Source organism: Streptomyces sp. AM25, assembly GCF_058146165.1.
Map to the genome: position 1 here is coordinate 124,335 of NZ_JBKIWN010000010.1, position 21,349 is coordinate 145,683.

21 protein-coding genes are annotated in these 21,349 nt (G+C 70.9%); 10 read left to right on the plus strand and 11 right to left on the minus strand.

Translation table 11 applies throughout. The features are described from left to right. Positions 1-118: 118 nt before the first annotated feature. On the minus strand, positions 119-2,269 hold the full coding sequence (locus ACLHRZ_RS15595; protein WP_490419019.1) for an ATP-binding SpoIIE family protein phosphatase: 2,151 nt from the start codon (positions 2,267-2,269) through the stop codon (positions 119-121). A 173-nt stretch (positions 2,270-2,442) separates the two neighbouring features. On the opposite strand from ACLHRZ_RS15595, the gene aspS reads away from it, so the two are divergent. Next, positions 2,443-4,239, plus strand: a complete 1,797-nt coding sequence (gene aspS / locus ACLHRZ_RS15600) for an aspartate--tRNA ligase (RefSeq protein ID WP_490419161.1) — start codon at positions 2,443-2,445, stop codon at positions 4,237-4,239. Positions 4,240-4,309: 70 nt separating this feature from the next. Here the strand turns inward: aspS and ACLHRZ_RS15605 are convergent, their stop codons facing one another. From ACLHRZ_RS15605 to ACLHRZ_RS15615, 3 genes are all read right to left on the minus strand, one after another. Further along, a complete protein-coding gene (locus ACLHRZ_RS15605; protein ID WP_490419020.1) occupies positions 4,310-4,687 on the minus strand; it encodes a DNA-binding response regulator in 378 nt (125 codons plus the stop codon). Between the two features lie 137 nt (positions 4,688-4,824). After that, complete coding sequence (gene metG, locus ACLHRZ_RS15610) at positions 4,825-6,543, minus strand: methionine--tRNA ligase (RefSeq protein ID WP_490419021.1); 1,719 nt, start codon at positions 6,541-6,543, stop codon at positions 4,825-4,827. A gap of 92 nt (positions 6,544-6,635) precedes the next feature. Next, the gene (locus ACLHRZ_RS15615; protein ID WP_490419022.1) at positions 6,636-6,896 is read right to left on the minus strand and encodes a DUF7848 domain-containing protein; all 261 of its coding nucleotides are present in this window, start codon (positions 6,894-6,896) and stop codon (positions 6,636-6,638) included. A 114-nt stretch (positions 6,897-7,010) separates the two neighbouring features. Between ACLHRZ_RS15615 and ACLHRZ_RS15620 the strand changes: the two genes are divergently transcribed. Together ACLHRZ_RS15620 and ACLHRZ_RS15625 are read left to right on the plus strand one after the other, a co-directional pair. Beyond that, the gene (locus tag ACLHRZ_RS15620) at positions 7,011-7,664 is read left to right on the plus strand and encodes a response regulator transcription factor (protein WP_490419023.1); all 654 of its coding nucleotides are present in this window, start codon (positions 7,011-7,013) and stop codon (positions 7,662-7,664) included. Then, positions 7,661-8,707 carry a sensor histidine kinase gene (locus tag ACLHRZ_RS15625; protein ID WP_490419024.1) on the plus strand — a complete coding sequence of 349 codons (1,047 nt, stop codon included), beginning with the start codon at positions 7,661-7,663 and terminating at the stop codon, positions 8,705-8,707. Before ACLHRZ_RS15620 ends, ACLHRZ_RS15625 begins: the two co-directional genes overlap by 4 nt. Positions 8,708-8,887: 180 nt before the next feature. On the opposite strand, the gene ACLHRZ_RS15630 is transcribed toward ACLHRZ_RS15625, so the two are convergent. Further along, positions 8,888-9,901 (minus strand): vWA domain-containing protein, encoded by a 1,014-nt coding sequence (locus ACLHRZ_RS15630; protein WP_490419025.1) that lies wholly within the window; start codon positions 9,899-9,901, stop codon positions 8,888-8,890. A 227-nt stretch (positions 9,902-10,128) separates the two neighbouring features. Continuing rightward, on the minus strand, positions 10,129-11,505 hold the full coding sequence (locus ACLHRZ_RS15635; RefSeq protein WP_490419026.1) for a carotenoid oxygenase family protein: 1,377 nt from the start codon (positions 11,503-11,505) through the stop codon (positions 10,129-10,131). 277 nt (positions 11,506-11,782) lie between these two features. Between ACLHRZ_RS15635 and ACLHRZ_RS15640 the strand changes: the two genes are divergently transcribed. Next, on the plus strand, positions 11,783-12,982 hold the full coding sequence (locus tag ACLHRZ_RS15640; RefSeq protein ID WP_490419027.1) for an alpha/beta hydrolase: 1,200 nt from the start codon (positions 11,783-11,785) through the stop codon (positions 12,980-12,982). A gap of 3 nt (positions 12,983-12,985) precedes the next feature. Here the strand turns inward: ACLHRZ_RS15640 and ACLHRZ_RS15645 are convergent, their stop codons facing one another. The 3 genes from ACLHRZ_RS15645 to ACLHRZ_RS15655 all read right to left on the minus strand — a co-directional run bounded on the left by ACLHRZ_RS15645 (position 12,986) and on the right by ACLHRZ_RS15655 (position 15,662). Beyond that, positions 12,986-14,050: an alpha/beta hydrolase gene (locus tag ACLHRZ_RS15645; protein WP_490419028.1), complete on the minus strand. Its 1,065-nt coding sequence runs from the start codon at positions 14,048-14,050 to the stop codon at positions 12,986-12,988. A gap of 124 nt (positions 14,051-14,174) precedes the next feature. Then, positions 14,175-14,768 (minus strand): TetR/AcrR family transcriptional regulator, encoded by a 594-nt coding sequence (locus tag ACLHRZ_RS15650; protein ID WP_490419029.1) that lies wholly within the window; start codon positions 14,766-14,768, stop codon positions 14,175-14,177. A gap of 285 nt (positions 14,769-15,053) precedes the next feature. Continuing rightward, a complete protein-coding gene (locus ACLHRZ_RS15655; protein ID WP_490419030.1) occupies positions 15,054-15,662 on the minus strand; it encodes a TetR/AcrR family transcriptional regulator in 609 nt (202 codons plus the stop codon). 260 nt (positions 15,663-15,922) lie between these two features. On the opposite strand from ACLHRZ_RS15655, the gene ACLHRZ_RS15660 reads away from it, so the two are divergent. From ACLHRZ_RS15660 to ACLHRZ_RS15670, 3 genes are all read left to right on the plus strand, one after another. Continuing rightward, positions 15,923-16,234, plus strand: coding sequence for a hypothetical protein (locus tag ACLHRZ_RS15660; protein ID WP_490419031.1), 312 nt, complete (start codon positions 15,923-15,925; stop codon positions 16,232-16,234). Positions 16,235-16,380: 146 nt separating this feature from the next. After that, a complete protein-coding gene (locus tag ACLHRZ_RS15665) occupies positions 16,381-16,776 on the plus strand; it encodes a rodlin (RefSeq protein ID WP_490419032.1) in 396 nt (131 codons plus the stop codon). Positions 16,777-16,980: 204 nt separating this feature from the next. Continuing rightward, the gene (locus ACLHRZ_RS15670) at positions 16,981-17,406 is read left to right on the plus strand and encodes a rodlin (RefSeq protein ID WP_490419033.1); all 426 of its coding nucleotides are present in this window, start codon (positions 16,981-16,983) and stop codon (positions 17,404-17,406) included. Between the two features lie 94 nt (positions 17,407-17,500). Here the strand turns inward: ACLHRZ_RS15670 and ACLHRZ_RS15675 are convergent, their stop codons facing one another. Beyond that, positions 17,501-17,791: a hypothetical protein gene (locus tag ACLHRZ_RS15675; RefSeq protein WP_490419034.1), complete on the minus strand. Its 291-nt coding sequence runs from the start codon at positions 17,789-17,791 to the stop codon at positions 17,501-17,503. Between the two features lie 190 nt (positions 17,792-17,981). Beyond that, positions 17,982-18,368 carry a helix-turn-helix domain-containing protein gene (locus ACLHRZ_RS15680; RefSeq protein ID WP_490419035.1) on the minus strand — a complete coding sequence of 129 codons (387 nt, stop codon included), beginning with the start codon at positions 18,366-18,368 and terminating at the stop codon, positions 17,982-17,984. A gap of 236 nt (positions 18,369-18,604) precedes the next feature. Here ACLHRZ_RS15680 and ACLHRZ_RS15685 point away from each other — a divergent pair, with 236 nt between their 5' ends. The 3 genes from ACLHRZ_RS15685 (at position 18,605) to ACLHRZ_RS15695 (ending at position 21,300) form a co-directional block, all read left to right on the plus strand. Further along, the gene (locus ACLHRZ_RS15685; protein ID WP_490419036.1) at positions 18,605-18,820 is read left to right on the plus strand and encodes a hypothetical protein; all 216 of its coding nucleotides are present in this window, start codon (positions 18,605-18,607) and stop codon (positions 18,818-18,820) included. A 91-nt stretch (positions 18,821-18,911) separates the two neighbouring features. Beyond that, entirely contained in the window at positions 18,912-19,130 is a 219-nt protein-coding gene (locus ACLHRZ_RS15690) for a hypothetical protein (RefSeq protein WP_490419037.1), read from the plus strand. 94 nt (positions 19,131-19,224) lie between these two features. Then, positions 19,225-21,300: a zinc metalloprotease gene (locus ACLHRZ_RS15695; protein WP_490419038.1), complete on the plus strand. Its 2,076-nt coding sequence runs from the start codon at positions 19,225-19,227 to the stop codon at positions 21,298-21,300. Positions 21,301-21,349 lie beyond the last annotated feature (49 nt).

Sequence of the window (21,349 nt, forward strand, 5' to 3'; positions counted from 1 at the left end):
GGCCGGCTGTGGCTGGTCGCGCCCACGCGGCGGAGCCGCTGGGGGCACCTCCTGGGGGCACCCCCAGCGGTAGCTGGGGGAGTGACAGCCCCGCGCCCCTACGGGGCACGGGCACCCCTCAGGTGATCCCCTCGTAGTCCTCGGCCTCCCCGGCCGAGGACTCGTGCAGTTCGAACCAGATGTTCTTGCCCTCCCCCCGCGGGTCCACCCCCCACGCCCCCGCGAGGAGTTCCATCAGCACCAGGCCGCGCCCGGAGGAGGCCATCTCCCCCGGGTGCCGGCGGTGCGGCAGCTCGTCGCTGCTGTCGGCGACGTCGACGCGGACGCAGCGCGAGCCGAGCTCGCCCGATATCTCGGCGACCATCAGCGCGTCCCCGTCCGTGTGGACGAGGACGTTGGTGACCATCTCGGAGACCATCAGCACCGCCGAGTCCGTCTGGTCCTCGTCCGGCCAGTCGTACATCAGGTCCCGCACCTGCCGGCGGGCCTCGGCGATGCGCTCCGGCTCGGCCTGGGCGATGCTCAGGACCGTGCGCCGGGTGGGCCGCGGCAGGGCGGCGACGCCGGGTCCGGCCGGGACGCCCGGCTCGCGGCACAGGAGCAGCAGGGCGATGTCGTCCTCGCGCCGGTCGACCAGCGGCCCGGTGGTGTGGTGCGAGGACGGGCCGTGCACGGCCTGCACGAGGTAGTCCGCGAGCCGCTCCAGGCTCTCCTCCAGGCCGCCCTCGCCCGGCTCCGGCTCCAGGGCGTGGCCCTCGACGACCTCGCGCAGCCGGTTCCAGCCGCTCTCCAGGTCGTGGCCGCCGGTCTCGATCAGTCCGTCGGTGCAGACGAGCATGGTCTCGCCGGGTTCCAGGACGAGCCGGGTGGTGGGGTAGTCGGTGTCGGGGTCGATGCCGAGCGGCAGCCCGCCCGCGGTGGAGCGGACGAGCATGGTGCCGTCGTTGAGCCGGACGGCCGGGTCGGGGTGGCCGGCGCGGGCGATGACGAGCAGTCCGGTGAGCGGGTCGACCTCGATGTAGAGGCAGGTGGCGAAGCGCGGGTCGGTCTCGTCGCCGCCGGCGCCGTTGACGCCGGCGAGGAAGCGCGAGGCGCGGGAGAGCACGGCGTCGGGGTGGTGGCCCTCGGAGGCGTAGGCGCGCAGGGCGATGCGCAGCTGTCCCATGAGCCCGGCCGCGCGCACGTCGTGGCCCTGGACGTCGCCGATGACCAGGGCGATCTTGCCCGAGGGCAGCGGGATCATGTCGTACCAGTCGCCGCCGATCTGCAGACCGCCGCCGGTGGGCACATAGCGGGCGGCCACCGCCATGTTGGGGATGTCCGGCTGGACGGTCGGCATCATCGTGCGCTGCAGGCCGTCGCTCAGCTCGCGCTCGGACTCGTGGACGCTGGCCCGGCTCAGCGCCTGGGCGAGCATCCGGGCCACGGTGGTCAGCACGGACCGCTCGTCGGGGGTGAAGGCCACCGGCGTGCTGAAGCCGGCCATCCAGGCGCCGATCACCTGCCCCGCGTTGATCAGCGGGAGGAAGGCCCAGGAGCTGCGGCCGAAGCGCTCGACCATCGGGTAGATGAGCGGGAAGCGGCGCCCGTACTCGCCGGGGGTGGGGATGTAGACCGCGCGCCCGGTGCGGATGACCTCGGCGGCCGGGTACTGCGAGTCCACCGGCAGGTCCAGGAAGGCGTCCATGTCGCCGGGGGTGTAGCCCTGCTGGCCGATGAGCCGGACGCGGTTGGCCTCGCCGGCGAAGACCGCGAGGGCGGAGGGCTCGAAGCCCGGCATGGAGAGGCCGGCCGCCACCCGCAGCACCTCGGAGGTCGAGCGTGCCTCGGAGAGCGCCCGGCCCGCGTCCAGCAGGAAGGCCTCGCGGTTGCGTCTCCAGTCGCCGGTGACGGGGGTGCGGGCTGCGGTGGTGCCCGGCTGCGGCGCGGGCACCTCCTCCAGGGTGCCGACGAGGAGGGCGCCGGCGTCGGTGGCGACGGGCCTGGTGCGGCTGCGGACGGTGCGCAGCACCCGGCCCTCCTCGTCGACCACGCGCATGCGGGCCTCGGCGAGGGTGTCCTCGGCGACGGCCAGGCCGATGATGCTCTGGATCTCCACCCAGTCGACGGCGTGGAAGCGGGCCCGGGCGGCCCGCTCGGGCAGCTCCACCCGCTCCGCGGGCAGGCCCAGGAGCCGCGCGGCCTCGGCGTCGAAGGTGACGATGCCCGAGGCGTTGTCCCAGTGCCACAGTCCTGTGGAGACGGCGGCCAGTACGTCCTCGGTGCGCATTGCCCCACTTTATGCAGGTGTGGGCAGTGGGGACCACCGAAGACAGGTGGGGCAGTACCCTTGCACAGGTGCTGTATGCGCACCAGTCAGGTGCCGCATCCGCACCGGCGGCGCACCACCGGGCGCGCGGCGTTCCGCCCGACCAACGACTCCGACCACGACTTGGATGAATGATGCATCGGTACCGGTCCCACACCTGCGGCGAGCTCCGTGCGGCTGACGTCGACACCGACGTGCGACTGAGCGGCTGGCTGCACAATCGGCGCGACCTGGGCGGCATCCTCTTCATCGATCTCCGCGACCACCACGGCATCACCCAGCTGGTGGCCCGTCCCGGCACCCCGGCCAACGAGGCCCTGAGCCACCTGACCAAGGAGACCGTCGTCCGCGTGGACGGCAAGGTCATGAGCCGCGGCTCGGAGAACGTCAACCCCGACCTGCCCACCGGTGAGGTCGAGATCGAGGTCACCGGCGTCGAGGTGCTCGGCGCCGCCGAGCAGATCCCGTTCACCATCAACGCCGAGGACGGCGTGAACGAGGAGCGCCGCCTGGAGTACCGCTTCCTCGACCTGCGCCGCGAGCGCATGCACCGCAACATCATGCTGCGCTCGGCCGTCATCTCCGCGATGCGGCAGAAGATGACCGCGCTCGGCTTCAACGAGCTGGCCACCCCGATCCTGTCCGCCACCTCCCCCGAGGGCGCGCGCGACTTCCTGGTGCCCTCGCGGCTGCACGCCGGCCGGTTCTACGCGCTGCCGCAGGCGCCGCAGCAGTTCAAGCAGCTGCTGATGATCGCGGGCTTCGACCGCTACTTCCAGATCGCCCCGTGCTTCCGTGACGAGGACGCCCGCGCCGACCGCTCGCCGGGCGAGTTCTACCAGCTCGACGTGGAGATGTCCTTCGTCGAGCAGGAGGACGTCTTCCAGGTGATCGAGAAGGTCATGACCGACCTCTTCGAGGAGTTCGGCAACGGCCGCCACGTCACCTCCCCCTTCCCGCGCATCCCGTTCCGCGAGGCGATGCTCAAGTACGGCTCGGACAAGCCGGACCTGCGCGCCAAGCTGGAACTCGTCGACGTCTCGGCGGTCTTCGCCGACAGCGGCTTCAAGGCCTTTGCCGGCAAGCACGTGCGCGCGCTGGCCGTGCCGGACACCGCCGGCCAGTCCCGCAAGTTCTTCGACGGCCTCGGCGAGTACGCGGTCCAGCAGGGTGCGCAGGGCCTTGCGTGGGTGCGGGTGGGCGGGACCGCTGAAAACACAGAGCTCTCCGGCCCGATCGCCAAGTTCCTCACCGAGGAGAACGTCAAGGCCCTCACCGAGGCCCTCGGTCTGGCCCCCGGCCACGCGGTCTTCTTCGGCGCGGGCGAGTTCGACGAGGTCTCCAAGATCATGGGCGCGGTCCGCGTCGAGGCCGCCAAGCGCGCCGGCCACTTCGAGGAGAACGTCTTCCGGTTCTGCTGGATCGTCGACTTCCCGATGTTCGAGAAGAACGAGGACACCGGGCAGATCGAGTTCTCCCACAACCCGTTCTCCATGCCCCAGGGCGGCCTCGAGGCCCTGGAGACCATGGACCCGCTGGACATCCTCGCCTGGCAGTACGACATCGTCTGCAACGGCACCGAGCTGTCCTCCGGCGCCATCCGGAACCACGAGCCGGACGTCATGTACAAGGCGTTCGAGATCGCCGGTTACTCGAAGGACGACGTCGAGCGCGAGTTCGGCGGCATGCTCCGCGCGTTCAAGTTCGGCGCCCCGCCGCACGGCGGCATCGCCCCGGGCGTCGACCGCATCGTGATGCTGCTGGCCGACGAGCCCAACATCCGCGAGACGATCGCCTTCCCGCTCAACGGCAACGCGCAGGACCTGCTGATGGGCGCCCCGAGCGAGGTCGACGACGCCCGCCTGAAGGAGCTCCACCTGAGCATCTACAAGGGCGCGGCCAAGCCGACCCCGTACAAGCCGACCAAGTAAGGGCGGCAGCACAGCGCAGAGGGCGGGCCGGTGAGCTTCTCACCGGCCCGCCCTCGTTTCTGCACGAGGGTCACGTCAGTGCGTTCAGCGCCGTCACCATCGGCAGTCTCGGGCAGCACCCCGCGGCCTGGTGCACCGCGCGCTGCAGCCGTCCCGGGGTCAGCCGCTGCCCCCACAGCACGGACCGGACCCCGTACTCCGTCACCGCCATCAGCTCGGTCTCGCCGAGGTCGTCGGCGATGACCACCAGCGGCGCCCGGTGCTCCCGCGCGAGCCGTCGCAGCGCGCCCGGTGCGCCGTCGTCGTGCCGCCCCAGGAGCAGCACGTCGACGGCCGCCCCCTCGCGGACCACGCTCACCCCCGGCAGTGCGCGCAGCTGTCTGGCGACGCGGGCCCGGGCGACCTCGTCGGCGGTGTGGACGCGTACGGTAATGCGCTTCTCGGACACTGCTGTTGCACTTCCTCGTCTGCCCCCGTGTAACGACGGGACCAGCGTTCCGAAGCGCGCTGAACGAACGATTGTCGAACGATCAACGGGCCCGGAAACCGCCTGGTTTCCGGGCCCGTGACAGCAGTGACCGACTGCTACGCGGCTTCCTCGGAGCCGCCGAAGCGCTCGCGGTACGCCGCCAGGTCGTCCTCGGTGATCTTTGCGAAGAGCACCGGCGGCACCGTGAACGCCGTGCCCGCCGGGACGAAGGACAGGGACAGGGCCTCGTCCGCCGTCACCCACGTACGGGTGTCGCCCTCCAGCGCGAACGCCGAGCGCATCGCGGCCGCCGAGGCCGGGATGAACGGCTCGGAGACCACCGAGTAGAGGTGGATCAGGTTCATGGCGGTACGGAGCGTCAGCGCGGCCGCCTCCGGGTCCGTCTTGATCTCCAGCCAGGGGGCCTTGGTCTCCAGGTAGGCGTTGCCCGCGCTCCACAGGGCGCGCAGCGCCTGGGCGGCCTTGCGGAACTGCAGGGCCTCCATGTGCTCCTCGTACTCCGCGAGCAGCTGCGCGACCTCCCGGCCGAGGGCGGCCTCTGCCTCGCCGGCCTCGGCCCCGGCCGGGACCTCCTCGCCGAAGCGCTTCTTGGAGAAGGAGAGGACGCGGTTCACGAAGTTGCCCAGGACGTCGGCGAGGTCCTTGTTCACGGTCGCCGAGAACAGCTCCCAGGTGAACGACGTGTCGTCCGACTCGGGGGCGTTGGCCATCATGAAGTAGCGCCAGTAGTCGGCGGGCAGCAGCTCCAGGGCGTCGTGCGTGAACACGCCGCGCTTCTGGGAGGTGGAGAACTTGCCGCCGTAGTAGTTCAGCCAGTTGAAGGCCTTGACGTAGTCGACCTTCTTCCACGGCTCGCGGGTGCCGAGCTGGGTGGCCGGGAACATCACCGTGTGGAACGGGACGTTGTCCTTGCCCATGAACTGGGTGTAGCGGACGTCCGTCGCCTCGTACCACCAGGACTTCCAGTCCCGGTTCTCCGGGTCCTGGCCCGCCCACTCCTTCGTCGCGCCGATGTACTCGACCGGGGCGTCGAACCACACGTAGAAGACCTTGCCCTCGGCCGCCAGCTCCGGCCAGGTGTCGGCCGGGACCGGGACGCCCCAGTCCAGGTCACGCGTGATCGCGCGGTCGTTCAGGCCCTCGGTCAGCCACTTGCGGGCGATCGAGGACGCCAGCACCGGCCAGTCCTTGCCGTGCTCGTCGATCCACGCCTCGACCTCGCCCTGCAGCTTGGACTGCAGCAGGAAGAGGTGCTTGGTCTCGCGCACCTCCAGGTCGCTGCTGCCGCTGATCGCGGAGCGGGCGTCGATCAGGTCCGTCGGGTCGAGCACGCGGGTGCAGTTCTCGCACTGGTCGCCGCGGGCCTTGTCGTAGCCGCAGTGCGGGCAGGTGCCGACGATGTAGCGGTCGGGCAGGAAACGGCCGTCGGTGAGCGAGTACACCTGGCGGATCGCCCGCTCCTCGATGAACCCGTTCTGCTGCAGCTGCCGCGCGAAGTGCTGCGTGATCTCCCGGTTCTCCGGGGAGGAGCTGCGGCCGAAGTAGTCGAAGGAGAGCCCGAAGCCGTCGTAGATCGCCTTCTGCGCCTCGTGCTGCTGCGTGCAGAACGCGTCCACGGGCAGGCCGAGCTCCTTGGCGCCCAGCTCGGCCGGGGTGCCGTGCTCGTCCGTGGCGCAGATGTAGAGCGTCTCGCGGCCGGTCTGGCGCAGGAAGCGGGCGTAGACGTCCGCAGGGAGCATGGACCCCACCATGTTGCCCAGGTGCTTGATCCCGTTGATATACGGAAGGGCGCTGGTGATGAGGTGTCGAGCCATTGCGGCTGCTCCCTGGTCGCGGTGTTTTTACGGAGGCCTTTAGCGTATCCGAGCACCGGGACGCGGCCGCGCCGCATTTGCCGCCCGGCCGCTCACCCCGGCCGCTCCATCCAGGCCCGCCAGGGCCGGGTGATCGTCTCCCGGTAGGTGTGGTGCGAGGGATGGCGTCCCGCATGCCGGAACGTCCAGGTCTGCGCCTCGGCGAGGTCCTCGTCCGGCTGCGAGCCCTCTCCGCACACGGCGCACTGCATGGCGTAGACGATCGGCTCGGCGTCCGGCTCGCGGTCGGGCTGCAGTGTCCACCGGGCGAACCGGTAGACCGTTTTCGGCCCCGTGCACTGTTCTTCGGTCACGCCGTAACCATGCCCACTACAGCCTCGTCCCAGAGAGACATTTGCGAAACATCCCCTCTGGTACACCCGCATCCTGGAGAGAAGGGGGCATAACCGACGAGAGGAACGAAGGTCATGCGCGTGCTGGTCGCCGAGGACGAAGAGGTGCTGGCCGAGCTCGTGGCCACCGGGCTGCGCCGGGCGGGCTTCGCCGTGGACACCGTCTACAGCGGGGACGCCGCGCTCGCCTACCTCGGGCTGCACGACTACGACGTCGTCGTGCTCGACCGCGACCTGCCCCGGGTGCACGGCGACGACGTCACCCGCCGCCTGGTCGCCTCCGGCTCCCGCACCCGCATCCTGATGCTCACCGCGGCCGGCTCCATGGAGGACCGGGTCTCGGGCCTGGACCTGGGCGCCGACGACTACCTCCCCAAGCCCTTCGAGTTCCCCGAGCTGATCTCCCGCGTCCGCGCACTGCGCCGCCGCAGCGCCCGCCCCGCCCCGCCGCTGCTGGAGCGGCACGGCCTGCGGCTGGACACCGTGCGGCGCACGGCGGACCGCGAGGGGCGGGAGCTCGACCTCTCGCCCAAGGAGTTCGCGCTGCTGCAGATCCTGCTGGAGGCCGACGGTGCGGTCGTCAGCGCCGAGGAGCTGCTGGAGCGCGCCTGGGACGCGCACGCCGACCCCTTCACCGGCGCGGTCCGCGTCGCGATGAGCAAACTGCGCGGCAAGCTCGGCGAACCCCCGCTGATCCGCACCGTGCAGGGCGTCGGGTACTCCCTGTGAGGCGGCCCGTCCTCACCGCCCGGGCCCGGATCGCCTTCGCCTTCGGGGCGATCTTCCTCGTCCTGGGGACGGCGCTGCTGGCGACCGTGAACGTGCTCTCGCGCGAGACCACCCGGCAGCGGGCCACGACGATCGCGCGCACGGCCGTGCCCATGGACCTCGTGCGGCCGGGGGAGACCATCAGCATGTCGACGGTCTACCGGGTCTCCGGGGACGTCAGCGCCGCCGCCTCGCAGGAGATGGTCGTCTGGTCCGCGGCGGCCCTGCTGATCACCGCGCTGCTGGCGGTCGGCGTGGGCTGGTGGACGGCCGGGCGCGTACTGCGGCCCGTGCAGGGGGCGTTCGACAGTCAGCGGCGCTTCATCTCCAACGCCTCGCACGAGCTGCGCACTCCGCTGGCCGTGCAGCGCACCGCGATCCAGGTCGGGCTCGAAGGCGACCCGTCCCCGGAGGAACTGGCCCGCACCAAGGCCACGTTGCTGGAGACCAACCGGCACTCGGAGCGTCTGATCGACGGGTTGCTCGTACTCGCCCGCAGCGAACGCGGCCTGGACAGCTGTGAACGCCTCGATCTGGCCGCCGTGGTGGCCGACGAGGTGGCCGCGGTGTCCGCGCAGGCGACGCAGAACGGCGTACGGCTCCGGCTGACCGCCGCGTCCGCCCCGATGCAGGGCAACCGCGTCCTGCTCGCCCAGCTCACCGGCAACCTGCTGCGCAACGCGGTCGGTTACAACCACCCCGGCGGCAGCGTCGAAGTGGACGTCCGGCCGGGACGGCTGACCGTCGTCAACACCGGCCCGCCGGTGCCGGGTCCGGAGGTCGACGGGCTCTTCGAACCGTTCCGCCGGGGCGCCGGCCGTGAGCGGCTCGGCGGGGGCGTCGGGTTGGGCCTGTCGATCGTCCGCTCCATCGCCCGCGCCCACGGCGGCACGGCAAAGGCGGTTCCTCGCGCGGAGGGCGGCCTGAGGGTGACAGTGGATTTCGCGGTGCGCGGGGAACGGCGCGAGCAACCACGACGCGCCCGCAGCAGCAGAGCCCCGTAAGGGGCGCGGGGCGGTGACATATGCGGCTCCGCCGCGTGGGCGCGACCAGCCACCGACGGCCTGCAGTCGACGCACAGCCCCAGAGGTCCGGGGCGAAGCCCCGGGGACCTCGGCTGCAGGCTCGTCGTGGCTGACCGCGCAGTTCCCCGCGCCCCTCACGGGGCACCGTGGCGCGGAGCGCTAACGCACGATCCCCGCGGCCCGCGCCTCGACGAGCCAGTCGGGGAACTCCACCATGAGCTCCTTGTACAGCTCGTCGTGCGTCAGCAGCATCGGCTCACGCCCCGCGTGAAAGAACCCCGCGTTGTCGACGACACGTCGCCCCGGCACCGGCAGGTCGTCCAGCCGCCGCAGGAAGTCGAACCCCTTGCCCTCGGGGTCGCCGAAGCCGACGAACTGCCAGAAGATCGGCAGGTGCGCGGCCTCGCACAGCGCCTTCTCGGCGGCCGGCTTGCTGTACGGGGCGCCGTCGGTCTGGAAGATGACGAAGGCGGGATCGGTGGCGCCGGACGCCTGGTAGTGGTCGATCACGGCCTTCATGGCCCAGTGGTAGTTGGTCCGGCCCATGTGGCCGTAGGACGCGTGGAGTTCGTCGATCCGGCCCTCGTAGTTCCCGAGGTCGATCTCGGCCGTGCCGTCGACGTCGGTGGAGAAGAAGACGAGGGGCACGATGCCGTCGTCGTCCAGGTTGGCCGCGAGGCCCAGCGCCTGCTCGGCGAGGTGCTGGACGCTGCCGTCCTTGTAGTACGGGCGCATCGAGCCGGAGCGGTCGAGGACGAGGTAGACCGCCGCCCGCCGGCCCGCGAGGCCCTGCTTGTGCAGCGAGACCCCGGCCGACTTGTAGAGGCTGACCAGCGCGGGGGCCTGCTGCTGCACCTTCTCCAGGCTGACGGCCGCCCCGCCCATGGCCGGGGACGGCTCCGGCTCCGGGCCGGGGGCCGGCTCGGGGACCGGGTGCGGCTGCGGCGCGGGGGCGGGCTCCGGCTGCGGGACGGGCTTGGGCTGCGGCATTGGGGTCGGCGCGGGCTCCGGTTCGGGGACCGGCTCGGGTCGCGGCGGGCCGGGCGTGGGGACCGGGCCCAGCGGTCCGGGGTCGGGGATCGTCGGGTCGCCCGCGCGCTCGGCGGTGGTCTGCGCGGGGACGGTCACCGGACCGGCCGCCGCGCTGTCGGGCCCCGAACTCTGCTGGGGCACACCCGGTTCATCACGGCTCGCGGATTTGCCCAAGCCGAATGCGTTCCGCAGCAGACTCCGAATGCCCATGGGGAGATGTCCTCTTGGTGTGAAGTATCTGATGTGATGGGAAAAGTTCCCCGGTGGTGCGACGCAGTAAGGCTAGCCGTCAACACCCGTCCCGCAGGGCCACACCTGCCCCGCGCGCGTCGCTGTCACACAGACAGCAACACGCGCCTCACACGTCATCACGCGTCATCAGGAATCCAATTGCCGTGGAATCCCAGCGGAACCCGCACCGGAAGGTGCACCCGGGCCACCGGACCCGCCGCGACGTCCTGGGCCGCCAGCACGACCAGATCCGAGGCCGCGCGGGCCGGGTCGTAGGCGAAGGCCAGCACCCAGCCGTCGTCCTCCGCCGCGTCCGCGGCAGCGGGGACGAACACGCCCTCGCCGACGTCGCCGCCCGGCGGAACCCGGAACTCCTCGCTCGTTCCGCGCAGGAAGTCATATTTGACGAGTCCGGCACCGAAGCCGCCCCGGTAGCCGTCCGTTCCCCGGCAGTCCTCCCGTTCGTGCACCGCATAGGCGTAGCGGTACGGACCGGTCAGCCGCCGCGGATCGGTCCGCGGGAACTCCACCGCCCGGTCGTCCAGCTGCTGCCGCCGCACGGTCCCGGCCGCCAGGTCGGCCGTCCAGCTCTCCAGCCGCCCGCGGTGCTCGTCCGGAGCGGGCCGGTCACCGTCGAAGAGCCGCTCGTAGCGCACGAGATGGACGGTCACGCACCGCCCGCCGTCGTGCTCGTAGGCGTTCACCGGGTGCAGCACGAAGCACGGTTCGATCTCCAGCCAGCGGACGTCCGCGGCCCGCCCGTCCCGCGGCAGCACCCCGAGCCGCGCCGGACGCCCGGGCTCCCAGGCATACGGGAAACCGCTGCGGCCGCACTCCGGGGCGAGGAGCACGGGAAGGTCGTAGAGCAGCACGTGGTGCTCGGTGAGCGAGAAGTCGTGCATCATCGGCCGCCCCCCGACGGGGACGTCGACGCGGCGCCGCACACAGCCGTCCGTCCCCACGACCAGGTACTGCACGTACGGCCAGGCCCAGCAGTACGCGACCGCGTGCAGCTCCCCGGTCCGCGGGTCGACGACCGAGTGCGCCGCGAACCCGCCGGGCAGGGTGCCGTGGAAGTCGAACGGGCCGATCGTGAAGAGCTCGGAGTCGATCTCGTAGGGCAGCGCACCGCCCTCGACGAGCGCCAGGCAGTGGCCCGCGAAGAACTGCACGTGGCTGTTGGGCGCGAAGTCCGTCCCCAGGTGGCGCGGCCCGTGCAGCAGCTTCTCGCCGAGCCGCCCGGCGACGGCGTCGGAGCGGATCCAGCGGTTGCGGTACCACTCGGCCCGGCCGTTGCGCAGCCGCACCCCGTGGATCATGCCCTCGCCGCTGAACCAGTGGTGCGCGGCGGGCTCGTCGACGTGCAGCGGATTGGGCCCGTTGCGCAGGTAGCGCCCGCGCAGCGACTCGGGGAGCCGGCCGGTGACGGGCAGGTCGAAGGCGGTGATCTCGTCGTGCACGGGGGCGAAGAGGCCGCCGAGGAAGGGGTTGGCCGCTCGGTCCGCACCGGTCATGTCCCCACCGCCTCCCGCCGGCCCGCCCCCGCGGCGCCCTCCCGACCACCATCCAGCGGAAGGGGGAGTTCTGCCAGCGGCGGCCGCACTTTCCGGCAGCGCCCGGAGGTCCTTTCGGAGCGGGGAACACGGGGGGAAGCCCAGGACACGGGCAGGACAAGAGCAGGGCAATAAATGCGGGCCGGGCAACCCTCCCGTCCCGTTCGTGACTCTTTATCGGTGAGTATTGCCGGACGAACACGAGTACCCACCACGGGGGCAGGGAGTTGAGTCGCACATGGGCCTGACCAGCAGGTCGCTCTTCTACACGGTGACGTTCGGCGCCGTGTTGTGCGTTGCCCTCATGGTGTGGGTGTGGCCGCGGCTGGCGGGACGCGGAGTGCTGCCCGTGCTGGGACGGCTGGGCTCCATCCTGACCACCCAACTGGCGATCATGGCGGCCCTGCTGCTCGCGGTGAACTCCTGGGGCCAGTTCTACGGCACCTGGGGACAGCTGCTCGGCCGCGTCGACAAGGCGCCGGTCAACGTCAACGAGATGACCCAGGGCGCCCCGTACGCGACGGTCGGCGCCTCGAAGGACGGACTGGTGCAGCCGGCCGGCCCGCAGGGCATCGACAAGGTGGGCGGAATTCCGCGCGGCCCGGCCGAGAAGGAGGGCAAGGTCCAGTCGGTCCGGATCATGGGGCAGAAATCGCGCGCGATCAATCCGGCCTTCATCTATCTGCCGCCGCAGTACTTCCAGAAGCAGTACGAGCGCCACCGCTTCCCCGTCATGGTGGTCATCAGCGGATATCCGGGCGGGATCATGAATCTCGCCCAGCACCTGCAGGTGCCGCAGACCGCGGGCACGCTGCTCGCGCAGAACAAGATGCAGCCGACGATCATCGTCATGGTCCGCCCGACCATCGCCCCGCCGCGCGACACCGAGTGCGTGGACGTGCCGGACGGCCCGCAGGCGGAGACCTTCTTCACCAAGGACCTGCCCGACGCGCTGAAGAGCACCTACCGCGTGGGCAGCGACCCCAGCGCCTGGGGCGTCCTCGGCTACTCCTCGGGCGGCACCTGCGCCCTGGAGCTCGCGATGCGCCAGCCGAACGTCTACCCCGCGGCCGCCGCCCTCTCCGGCGACTACAAGGTCGGCAGCGACCCCACGACCGGCAAGCTCTTCGGCAGCGGCCCCGACGCCAAGCAGCGCCAGCGCGAACACGACCTGATCTGGCGCCTGGAGAACATGCCGGTGCCGCGGGTGTCGGTGCTCGTCACCAGCAGCAGGAAGGGCGAGAAGAACTTCGGGGAGACCGAGAAGTTCCTGAAGGCGGTCAAGCAGCCGATGACGGCCTCGTCGGTCATCCTTCCCGAGGGCAGCCACAACTTCCAGACCTGGCGCCGGGAGATCGGCCCGGCCCTGGAGTGGATGAGCCAGCAGCTCACCTTCCCGCAGGACACCGCCGACAAGCCCAAGCAGGACCACCAGTAGCGATCAGCGCGGCGGCCCGCCCGTCAGCTGCTCGCCCAGCCAGCCGAACGCCGCCGGGTACAGCGTGATCCACGTCCCGTAGTTGTGGCCGCCGGACGGCAGCAGCATCGTCTTCAGCCGCACCGGCGAACCGGCCGCCGCCCGCTGGAAGTCCTCGATGTAGCTCGGCGGGCTCTCCCGGTCCTGCCGCGACGTGGCGAGGAACAGCGCCACCTCGGCCTTGGTGTGCGACACCAGCCAGGTGGGGCTGTTGTGCTCCCGCAGCACCGGGTCGTTCACCGCCCCCCGGTCCCCGTTGAGCGGATCCGGGTCCAGCCCGGCGCCGGCCCCGAAGACCTTGGGGTACTGCAGCGGCAGCTTCGCCGCGCACAGGCCTCCCGTGGAAATCCCCAGCAGGCCCCACGACTTCGGCTCCGGCGCCGTCCGGAAGTGGCTGCGCAGCAGCTCCGGCACGTCGGCGGCGAGCCACGTGGCCACCTTGCGCCCGTCCACGTCGGAGCAGTCCGTGTCCACGCCGCCGGGGTTGATGATCGGCGCGACCAGGATGAACGGCCGCGTCTCCCCGTTCTGCAGCAGCCGCTCGTAGGCCCCCGGCATCCTGCCCTGCTCCATCCACGACTGCGGCGAGCCCGGCACCCCGTGCAGCAGCAGGACGACCGGGAACGCCGTGCGGCGGTACCGCGGTTCGTCGTACTGCGGCGGGGTCCACACCATGACCTGGCCGGAGAGCCCGGACCGGGAGCCGTGGAAGTACGTCTCCTTCATCCCGTCGTCCCCGCGGATGAACCGGGCCCGCTGCGCGGGCGGGCCCGGCATGGAGACCGGGCCCGTGTCCCCGGAGCGGCCCAGCAGGTCGTCCCAGGAGGCGTAGAGGCCGTAACTGGTGTTGATCCACACGGCGACCACACAGATCGCGGTCAGCTGGCACAGCCCGATCAGCACCACCCGCCCCAGCCAGCGCACCGCCCCGGGTCCGGGGATCCTCGCCCAGAGCAGCAGCGTGGCCAGCACGGTCAGTACGGTCACCGCGAGGAGCAGCGCGAGGAACGCGGTTCCGGTCAGACTCATCCCGCAGGCGCTCCCTCGGCTCGGCGGCGATCGGTTGCGGTGACTTCGCCCGACCATAATCGAGGGACACTCCGGTCGCCCGGGGTATCGGTCAGCCGCACCCGGACGGGGCCGGCGGCCCCGGTCAGCCCGTGGAGCCGCCGTCCGTGGAGTCCAGGATCTCCATGGCGACCTTGAGCAGCGCGGCCCGCCTCGCCTCCGGGTCGCCCGGCATCTCGTCCAGCGTGAAGGTGCCGAAGTGCACGGTCAGCAGGGCGCTGGAGAACCGCACCAGGGTCTCCAGGGGAGCGTCCTCGCCCTCCTCCGCGGCGTGCACGAGCTGGGAGACGGCGCCGACCCGCTCCCGCAGCCGCGCGCCGATGCCGAGGTCGCGCAGCGTCGCCTGGTTCTCCTGCAGGATCCGGTACAGCGGTGCGGCGTCGCGCACCGCGACGCTGTAACGGGTCAGCAGCTCCCGCTTGTTCGCCAGCGTGGGCGGCCGTTCCCGGCCCCAGGCGATGAGTTCGTCGACGGGCTCGCCCAACCGGTCGGAGAGCGCGGTGAGGATGTCCTCCTTCGTCTTGAAGTGGTAGTAGAGGGCCGCCTTGGTGACCCCGAGCTCTTCGGCGATCTCCCGCAGCGAGGTCTTCTCGTAGCCATGCGTCACGAAGAGGCCGAGAGCGGTCTGCTGAATGCGTTCGCGGGTGTCGCTCCTGCGCGCCCGGGGGGTTGTGCCCATGACCTGCTCTCCTGCTCTCCGTCGCGTCGTCCAGCCGTCCGCTCCCCCCGGCCGGTGAGCCTACTTGACGCCCGGTTAGCCACCGGACCGGTTACGTTATGAACGAAACTGGCCGGTCGGCAAGGAGGTTCACCGGTCCGTCGTCGGGAGCCCCGCACCCGCGGGGGTGCGGAGGACGATGATGGCGCAGGAACCGGCCGCCGCGGGGCGGGTGCTGGCGCGATATCGCTGCGGAGAGGGCGGTTCGCGTCATCCGGACGCGCGACGCCGACGGAATCTCCGCCGTCACCCTTCCGGAGGTACCCCCGCCGCCCCGGACAGGACGTCCTCGTGCGCCGAGGTGAGCAGTTCGGTCGCGCCGGCCAGCAGGGCCAGCCGTTTCTCCTCCGGATCGCCGTCCAGCTGCCGGATGGCGAAGGTGCCGAAGTGCAGGGTGAGCAGTGCCGTGGCGCAGCGGACCTGGGAGCTCAGTGAGGAGTTCTCCTCCTGGAGGAGGTCCGACAGGGCGGCGACCCGGTCCTTGAAGTCCTGGCCGACGCTGAGCGCGTCGAGCGTCGCCTGGTTCGCTATCAGGATGTCGAACAGCGGTGCCGCATCGTGGAAGATGACGCTGCAGCGGGCCAGCAGCTCCTGTTTGACGGCCAGTTCGCGCGGCTGCCGCTTGCCCCAGGCGATGAGTTCGTCCATTTTTCTTCCGAGATCCAGGAAGAGGCTGACGAGGATGTCCTCCTTGGTCTTGAAGTGGTAGTAGAGGGCCGCCTTGGTGACACCGAGCTCGTCCGAGATCTCCCGGAGTGCGGTCTTCTCGTATCCCTGCTCGAGGAATAACTTCAGTGCGACGTCCTGGATGCGCTGCCGGGTGTTGCTACGGCGGGGTGTCGTCGTGCTCCCCATCGGCTGTTCCCTTCGCTCGGGAGGGCCGGGGACCGGCCGCTCTCTTGCCGCTCAGCAGGCAGGCAGCCTAGCCTACTTGACGCCCGGCAAGCCGGTTTCTAGTCTTTCGGTGGACGCTAGCCCGGCGGCAGGTAAGGAAGTTGAACTGTCGTCAGAAGCAGCCGGTGAGCTGACCGGAATGCCTGGTTCCGTTTTGCTGGACACAGCACCGCACGACATCTGAGAACAACACTCCGGACCGAGGGGACGGTGCGCGTCACATGGCACGACACCTTGCTGCCGCAGCCGCACACGACATCTATGCGACGGGCCGCTACGCGATGGACCCCGGCGTGGTGGCCCGGCAGGTACCGGACGACTCCCTTCCGGACGAGTCCTTCCCGGAGGGCGCCCTCCCCGCCGTCTTCGAGGGGCTGAGCGTCCCCATCCGCACGGCCGCCTCGCTGCTGGGCCTCTCCCCCTGGACGGTGGCCCACCTCATAGAGCGCGGCGAACTCGTCAGCGAGCGCGGCGGGCAATACCGCTACGTCACCCTGACCAGCATTTTTTCCTATCGACGACGCACCCGATAAAAGCCGTCGAATGCCTTCGGCCGACAACTCCCCTGTTTTCTGGGCGCGCTGGCTCGAATGAGTGAAAGCCCGGAACTTCTCAAATGGGCCGGAGTTAGGCAGAGCGCTTTCTCAATGGGGGCGCTACTCGATCGAAAGGCATAGACGTGCTCAAGAAGGTTCTCGCGACGGCCGCGCTGACGGCGACCGCGGTCGGCACCATGGCCGGCCCCGCCATGGCCGTCGGCAACGACACCGACGTCGCCAACGCGAACGGTGCCAAGACCGGTTACGGCAACACTGCGACGGGCGGCAAGGAAAGCCCGCAGATGAGCCTGATCCAGGGCACGCTGAACAAGCTGTGCATCGGCGTCGGCAAGGCGGGCGTCCAGTCGGTCCTGGCCCTCATCAACGTCGGCGTCCAGGACGTGCCGATCCTCACGTCGCAGCAGCAGCAGCAGTGCACCGACAACTCCACGATCAACGACGGCGACGACGCCCTGTCGCACCTGGTCGACGAGATCCCGGTGCTCTCGGGCAACGGCTCGGCGAACGGGCACTGACCTTCCGGTCATCGGAACAGTCCCCCTGTGGCGGGTGTGCGGGACCTGCCACAGGGGGATTTCCGTATGCCCGGAGGATTCCGCCGACTTGATTCTCATCGGGTCGCGGCGTGGGCCGAACGACTGATGCCGGATAACCTCCGCCGATGCCGTGAGTTAGGCATTGAGTCACTGGAATTCGTCGACCGGAGCGAAGGAAATCACGTGATCAAGAAGGTTGTGGCCACGGCCGCTCTGGCGGCTTCCGCCGTCGGCGCAGGGACGGCTCCCGCGCTGGCGGCGGGCAACGAGAACGGTGTCGCCAACGCCAACGGCGCGTACCAGTCCTACGGGAACACCTACACGGGCGGCTACATGAGCCCGCAGATGGGCCTCATCAACGGCTCGTTCAACAAGCCCTGCATCGCCATCGGCAAGCTGGGCCTCCAGTCGGTCCTCGGCCTGGTCAACATCGGTCTGCAGGACATTCCGATCCTGTCCTCGCAGCAGCAGCAGATGTGCACCGAGAACTCGACGATCAACGACGGCGACGACCCGCTGTCGCACATCCTGGACGACATCCCGATCCTCTCCGGCAACGGTTCCGGCGACGAGGAGGGGCACGAGTTCGGCCCCGGCTTCGGGCGGTAAGGGCCACCACGCGGGCCGGTACGGCCACCAGCCGGCCGGCCCGCCGCGGCGGGCAGTACGGAAGCCGCCCCCGGCGAACCCGGGGGCGGCTTCTTCATGTTCCGTGCGGGCTCTCGTGGTAGACGGTGAGCACCGCGCCGCCCACCTCGATGCGCCGGTGGTCGCGGACCTCGCCCTTGCGCAGGGCGTCGAGGCATCTGCGGAACATCTCCATCTCCTCACCGGTCAGCACCGCGGCCGCCAGGTCGAGCAGTTCGGCGACGCTGCGATCGGTGAGCACATCGGGCAGTTCGCCGGAGAGCAGCACCACGGACTCCCCGGAGCGGCCCCGGACGACGGCATTGGACGTCGAGCCACCACTGACAACGAGCACACGTTCCCCCATCCACCAGAGGGTTCGTGCCACTCACTCGCCTCGGGCAGGTGGAGACGATATCCGGGCGGTTGCTTGATCCTCGGGCGCTCCGGAATATTCACTGGATTCTGTCGTTCCGGGAACCGGAACGGGCACGGCGGGCGTCAGGAACGCCAAGTGCCGGGCGGATATGCGCCGTTGCCCGTATCGCCTCGTACGGCTATTCGCCCTTGGGGCCGCGGTCGAGAAGGGATTCGACGAGCGCGGTCACGTGCCGGCGGTCGTCGGCGGAGAGCCGCTGGACACTGGCGATCAGCAGGTCCACCTCGGGGTCGGGCCGGGACTCGGCGGCCTGCTCCTCCTCGGAGGTGTACAGGTGGATGCCGCAGGCCTCGGCGGCCGCGCGGCGCAGGGTCTCCAGGGGGAGTTCGAGTCCGCGGGAGAGGCCTTCGAGGGTGGCCGGCTGCGGCATGCGCGCCACGCGCTCGGCCGTGGCCAGGTGGTGCACCGTCGAGCGGGGGATCCCACCCCGCCGGGCGACCTCCCCGTACGACCAGCCCTGCCGGTCGAGTCGCTGTCGGATGATCTGCTGCAGTGCGTTGGCCACTGACGGTCGCTTCCTGCTCTCGGCTGGCTCTGGCCCGCTCGGGTGGAACCGATTCTACGGGCGGGGGCCGGCCGCGCCATGGGGGAGGTTGCCGAACCGCTTGCGCGGAGCCGTGCCGCGCCACTACTGTCCAATCTCGTTGGACAGCTCGTCCGATCGCATCGGACGCAGGCTGGGGGGTCCTGCCTGCGTCCCGGTCGCAACGCCGTGCACCACCATCCCGGAGGGGGACGACCATGCTGGACGTCACCGAGCTCGAGGCCGAGTCCGCCGAACTGCTCCCGGGCCGCGAGGCCCTGGGGAAGCTGAAGTTCGACTTCTTCCGCTCGGAGAACTTCACCACGCACGCGGCCGACGTCGCCGCGTACAACCAGTCGGACGCGGTCAACATCTGCTCGCCGGACGCGATCGCCCAGTCCGAGGCGATGCAGTCGATCTCCGTCTCGCAGTAGCAACACCCCCAGCCGCACCGGCAGTTCGTTCCGCCACACCAGTTGTAGCACCCAGTTGTAGCACTTCGCACCGACAGAGAGAGGCAAGACCATGAGCATGAACCCGCAGGAGCTCGAGGCCGAGTCCGCCGAACTGCTTCCCGGCCGCGAGGCCCTGGGCAAGCTGAAGTTCAGCTTCCACCGCACCACGCACGTCACCAAGCACGTCGCCCACGTGCACGCGCACAACCAGTCGCTGGCGCTCAACAACGACTCCCCGTTCGCCACGGCCCAGTCCGAGGCGGCGCAGTCGATCAACATCCACCAGTAGTTCCACCCGCAGCACACCCACGCAGGCGGACCGCGTCCGGGGGAGGACGCGGTCCGCGAGGGGGACAGCGGTTTCGCCGAGGGGGAGAACACAGATGACGGTGGTCGGAGACCACGACGCCGGCCGCAGCCGCCATCGCACGGGCGACACCGCGACCTCGCTGCTCGGCACCGTGTGGCCGGACGTCCTGACAGGGGACGAATCCGGGGCCCCGGTGCCGGGGCCCGGCGGCTTTCCGTACTCCCGGCCGTGGGAGGACGGGGCGGGGGAGACCGCCGTCGCGCCGCTGCCCGTACCGCAGCGGCCGCCGCAGACGCAGTCCGCCGGCCCGTCGCCCGGAACGCGGGCCGTCGTCCCGCGGCTCAGCGCGGGACTGCGTCTGCACGGCGAGTACCAGGGGTCGGGCTTCACCGAGCCCAAGTACATCGCCCGCCGCGGCGACGGCCAGGTCGTGCAGCTGTCCCGGCTGCTGCACCTGACCGCGTCCGCCGTCGACGGCGAACGGGACGCCCACGCCATCGCCCGCCTGGTCAGCGCGGAGTTCGGGCGGGAGGTCAGCGCCGAGAACATTGCCTACCTGGTGGAGCAGAAGCTCGACCCGATGGGCATCACCGTGCCCGAGGGCCAGGAGGAGGACCCGGCCGGCGGCCCGCGGTCGGACCTGCTGCTCAGCCTCAAGGGCCACACCGTCCTGTTCGGCGAGCGCCGCGTCGCCGCCATCTCCCGCGCACTGGCCTGGCTGCACCGGCCGACCGTGGTGGTGCTGGTGCTGCTCGCGGCCGTCGCCATGGACACCTGGCTGTTCGGCTTCTACGGCGCCATGACGCCCGTACTGCACGTCCTGGACCAACCGCTGCTGCTGCTCGCCGTGTTCGGGCTGATCGTGGCGTCGCTCGTGTTCCACGAGTTCGGCCACGCGTCGGCGTGCAGATACGGCGGCGCGGATCCCGGCTGCATCGGCTGCGGGCTCTTCCTGATCTGGCCGTCGATGTACACCGACGTCACCGACGTCTACCGGATCGGCCGCGCCGGGCGGATCCGCACCGACCTCGGCGGCGTCTACTTCAACGTCGTCTTCATGCTCGGCCTGACCGGCCTGTACTTCCTCACCGGACAGCCGTTCCTGCTGAGCGCCGTCTACCTCGGCCACTTCGAGGTGCTGGAGCAACTGATGCCCGCCGTCCGGCTGGACGGCTACTTCATCCTCGGCGACCTCGCCGGAGTACCGGACCTCTACGGCAAGATCAGGCCGATCCTGCTGAGCATGGTGCCGGGCCGTCCGGTCGAGCCGGCCGTCGCCGACCTCAAGCGCAGCACCCGCGTCATCGTGACCGCCTGGGTCGTCACGATGGTGCCGCTGCTGCTGGGCGACCTCTGTTACGCGCTGTGGAACCTGCCCCGCCTCATCGACACCGGAGTGCGCTCGCTCACGCAGCAACTCACCGGCACCTTCGAGGCGTTCGCCGACGGACAGGTGGCCGGCGGGCTGGCCGGAGTGCTCGGCAGTCTCATGCTGATCTGTCCGCTGGCCGGCATGACGTACCTGTCCGTCCGGCTCACCGGGCGGCTGGCGCGCAACGCCCTGCGCGCCACCGCCGACCGGCTGTGGCTGCGGGTCGTCCTCGCGACGGCCGTCGCCGGGGTGGCCACGACGCTGGGCTTCGCGTGGTTCAGCGGCGTCACGCCCAAGCCGCTGCCGCCCGCGCCGCCCATCGCACCGATCCTGCAGCCCCACGTGCCCACCGCTCCGCCCGCGGCGGACCGGCCCACCCTGCCCGGCCGCACCCCCGTCCGGGGGCACACCGGCCCCGGCGCGTCCGGCGGCCAGGGCGGAACGGGACCGGTGGTCGTGCCGCTGCCGTGGCGCACGCCGCAGCCGAGCAGCCCGGCCGTGGTGCTGCCGCCCCCGAACCCGGGGACGACGCCCGCGCCCCCCGGCGCGAAGCTGGCCCCGACCGCCGCGGCACCGCGGCCGCCCGCCTCCGCCCCCTCGGCCGCCGCGTCGAAGCCGGCACCCGTCGTCGGCCCGGGCGCGCTCCCGTCGCCCGTGACGCACCCGAGCGCCCACGCGTCCCCGCCGGCCGGCGCGACTCCGTCGCCCGGCGTCTCCAAGCCCGCGGTGAGCCCGCCGGCCGTATCGCCGCCCGCGTCACCGCGGCCCGCTCACTGAGCAACTGAGCACCGTCACCGAAGCAGTACGTCGAAAGCAGTACGTCGAA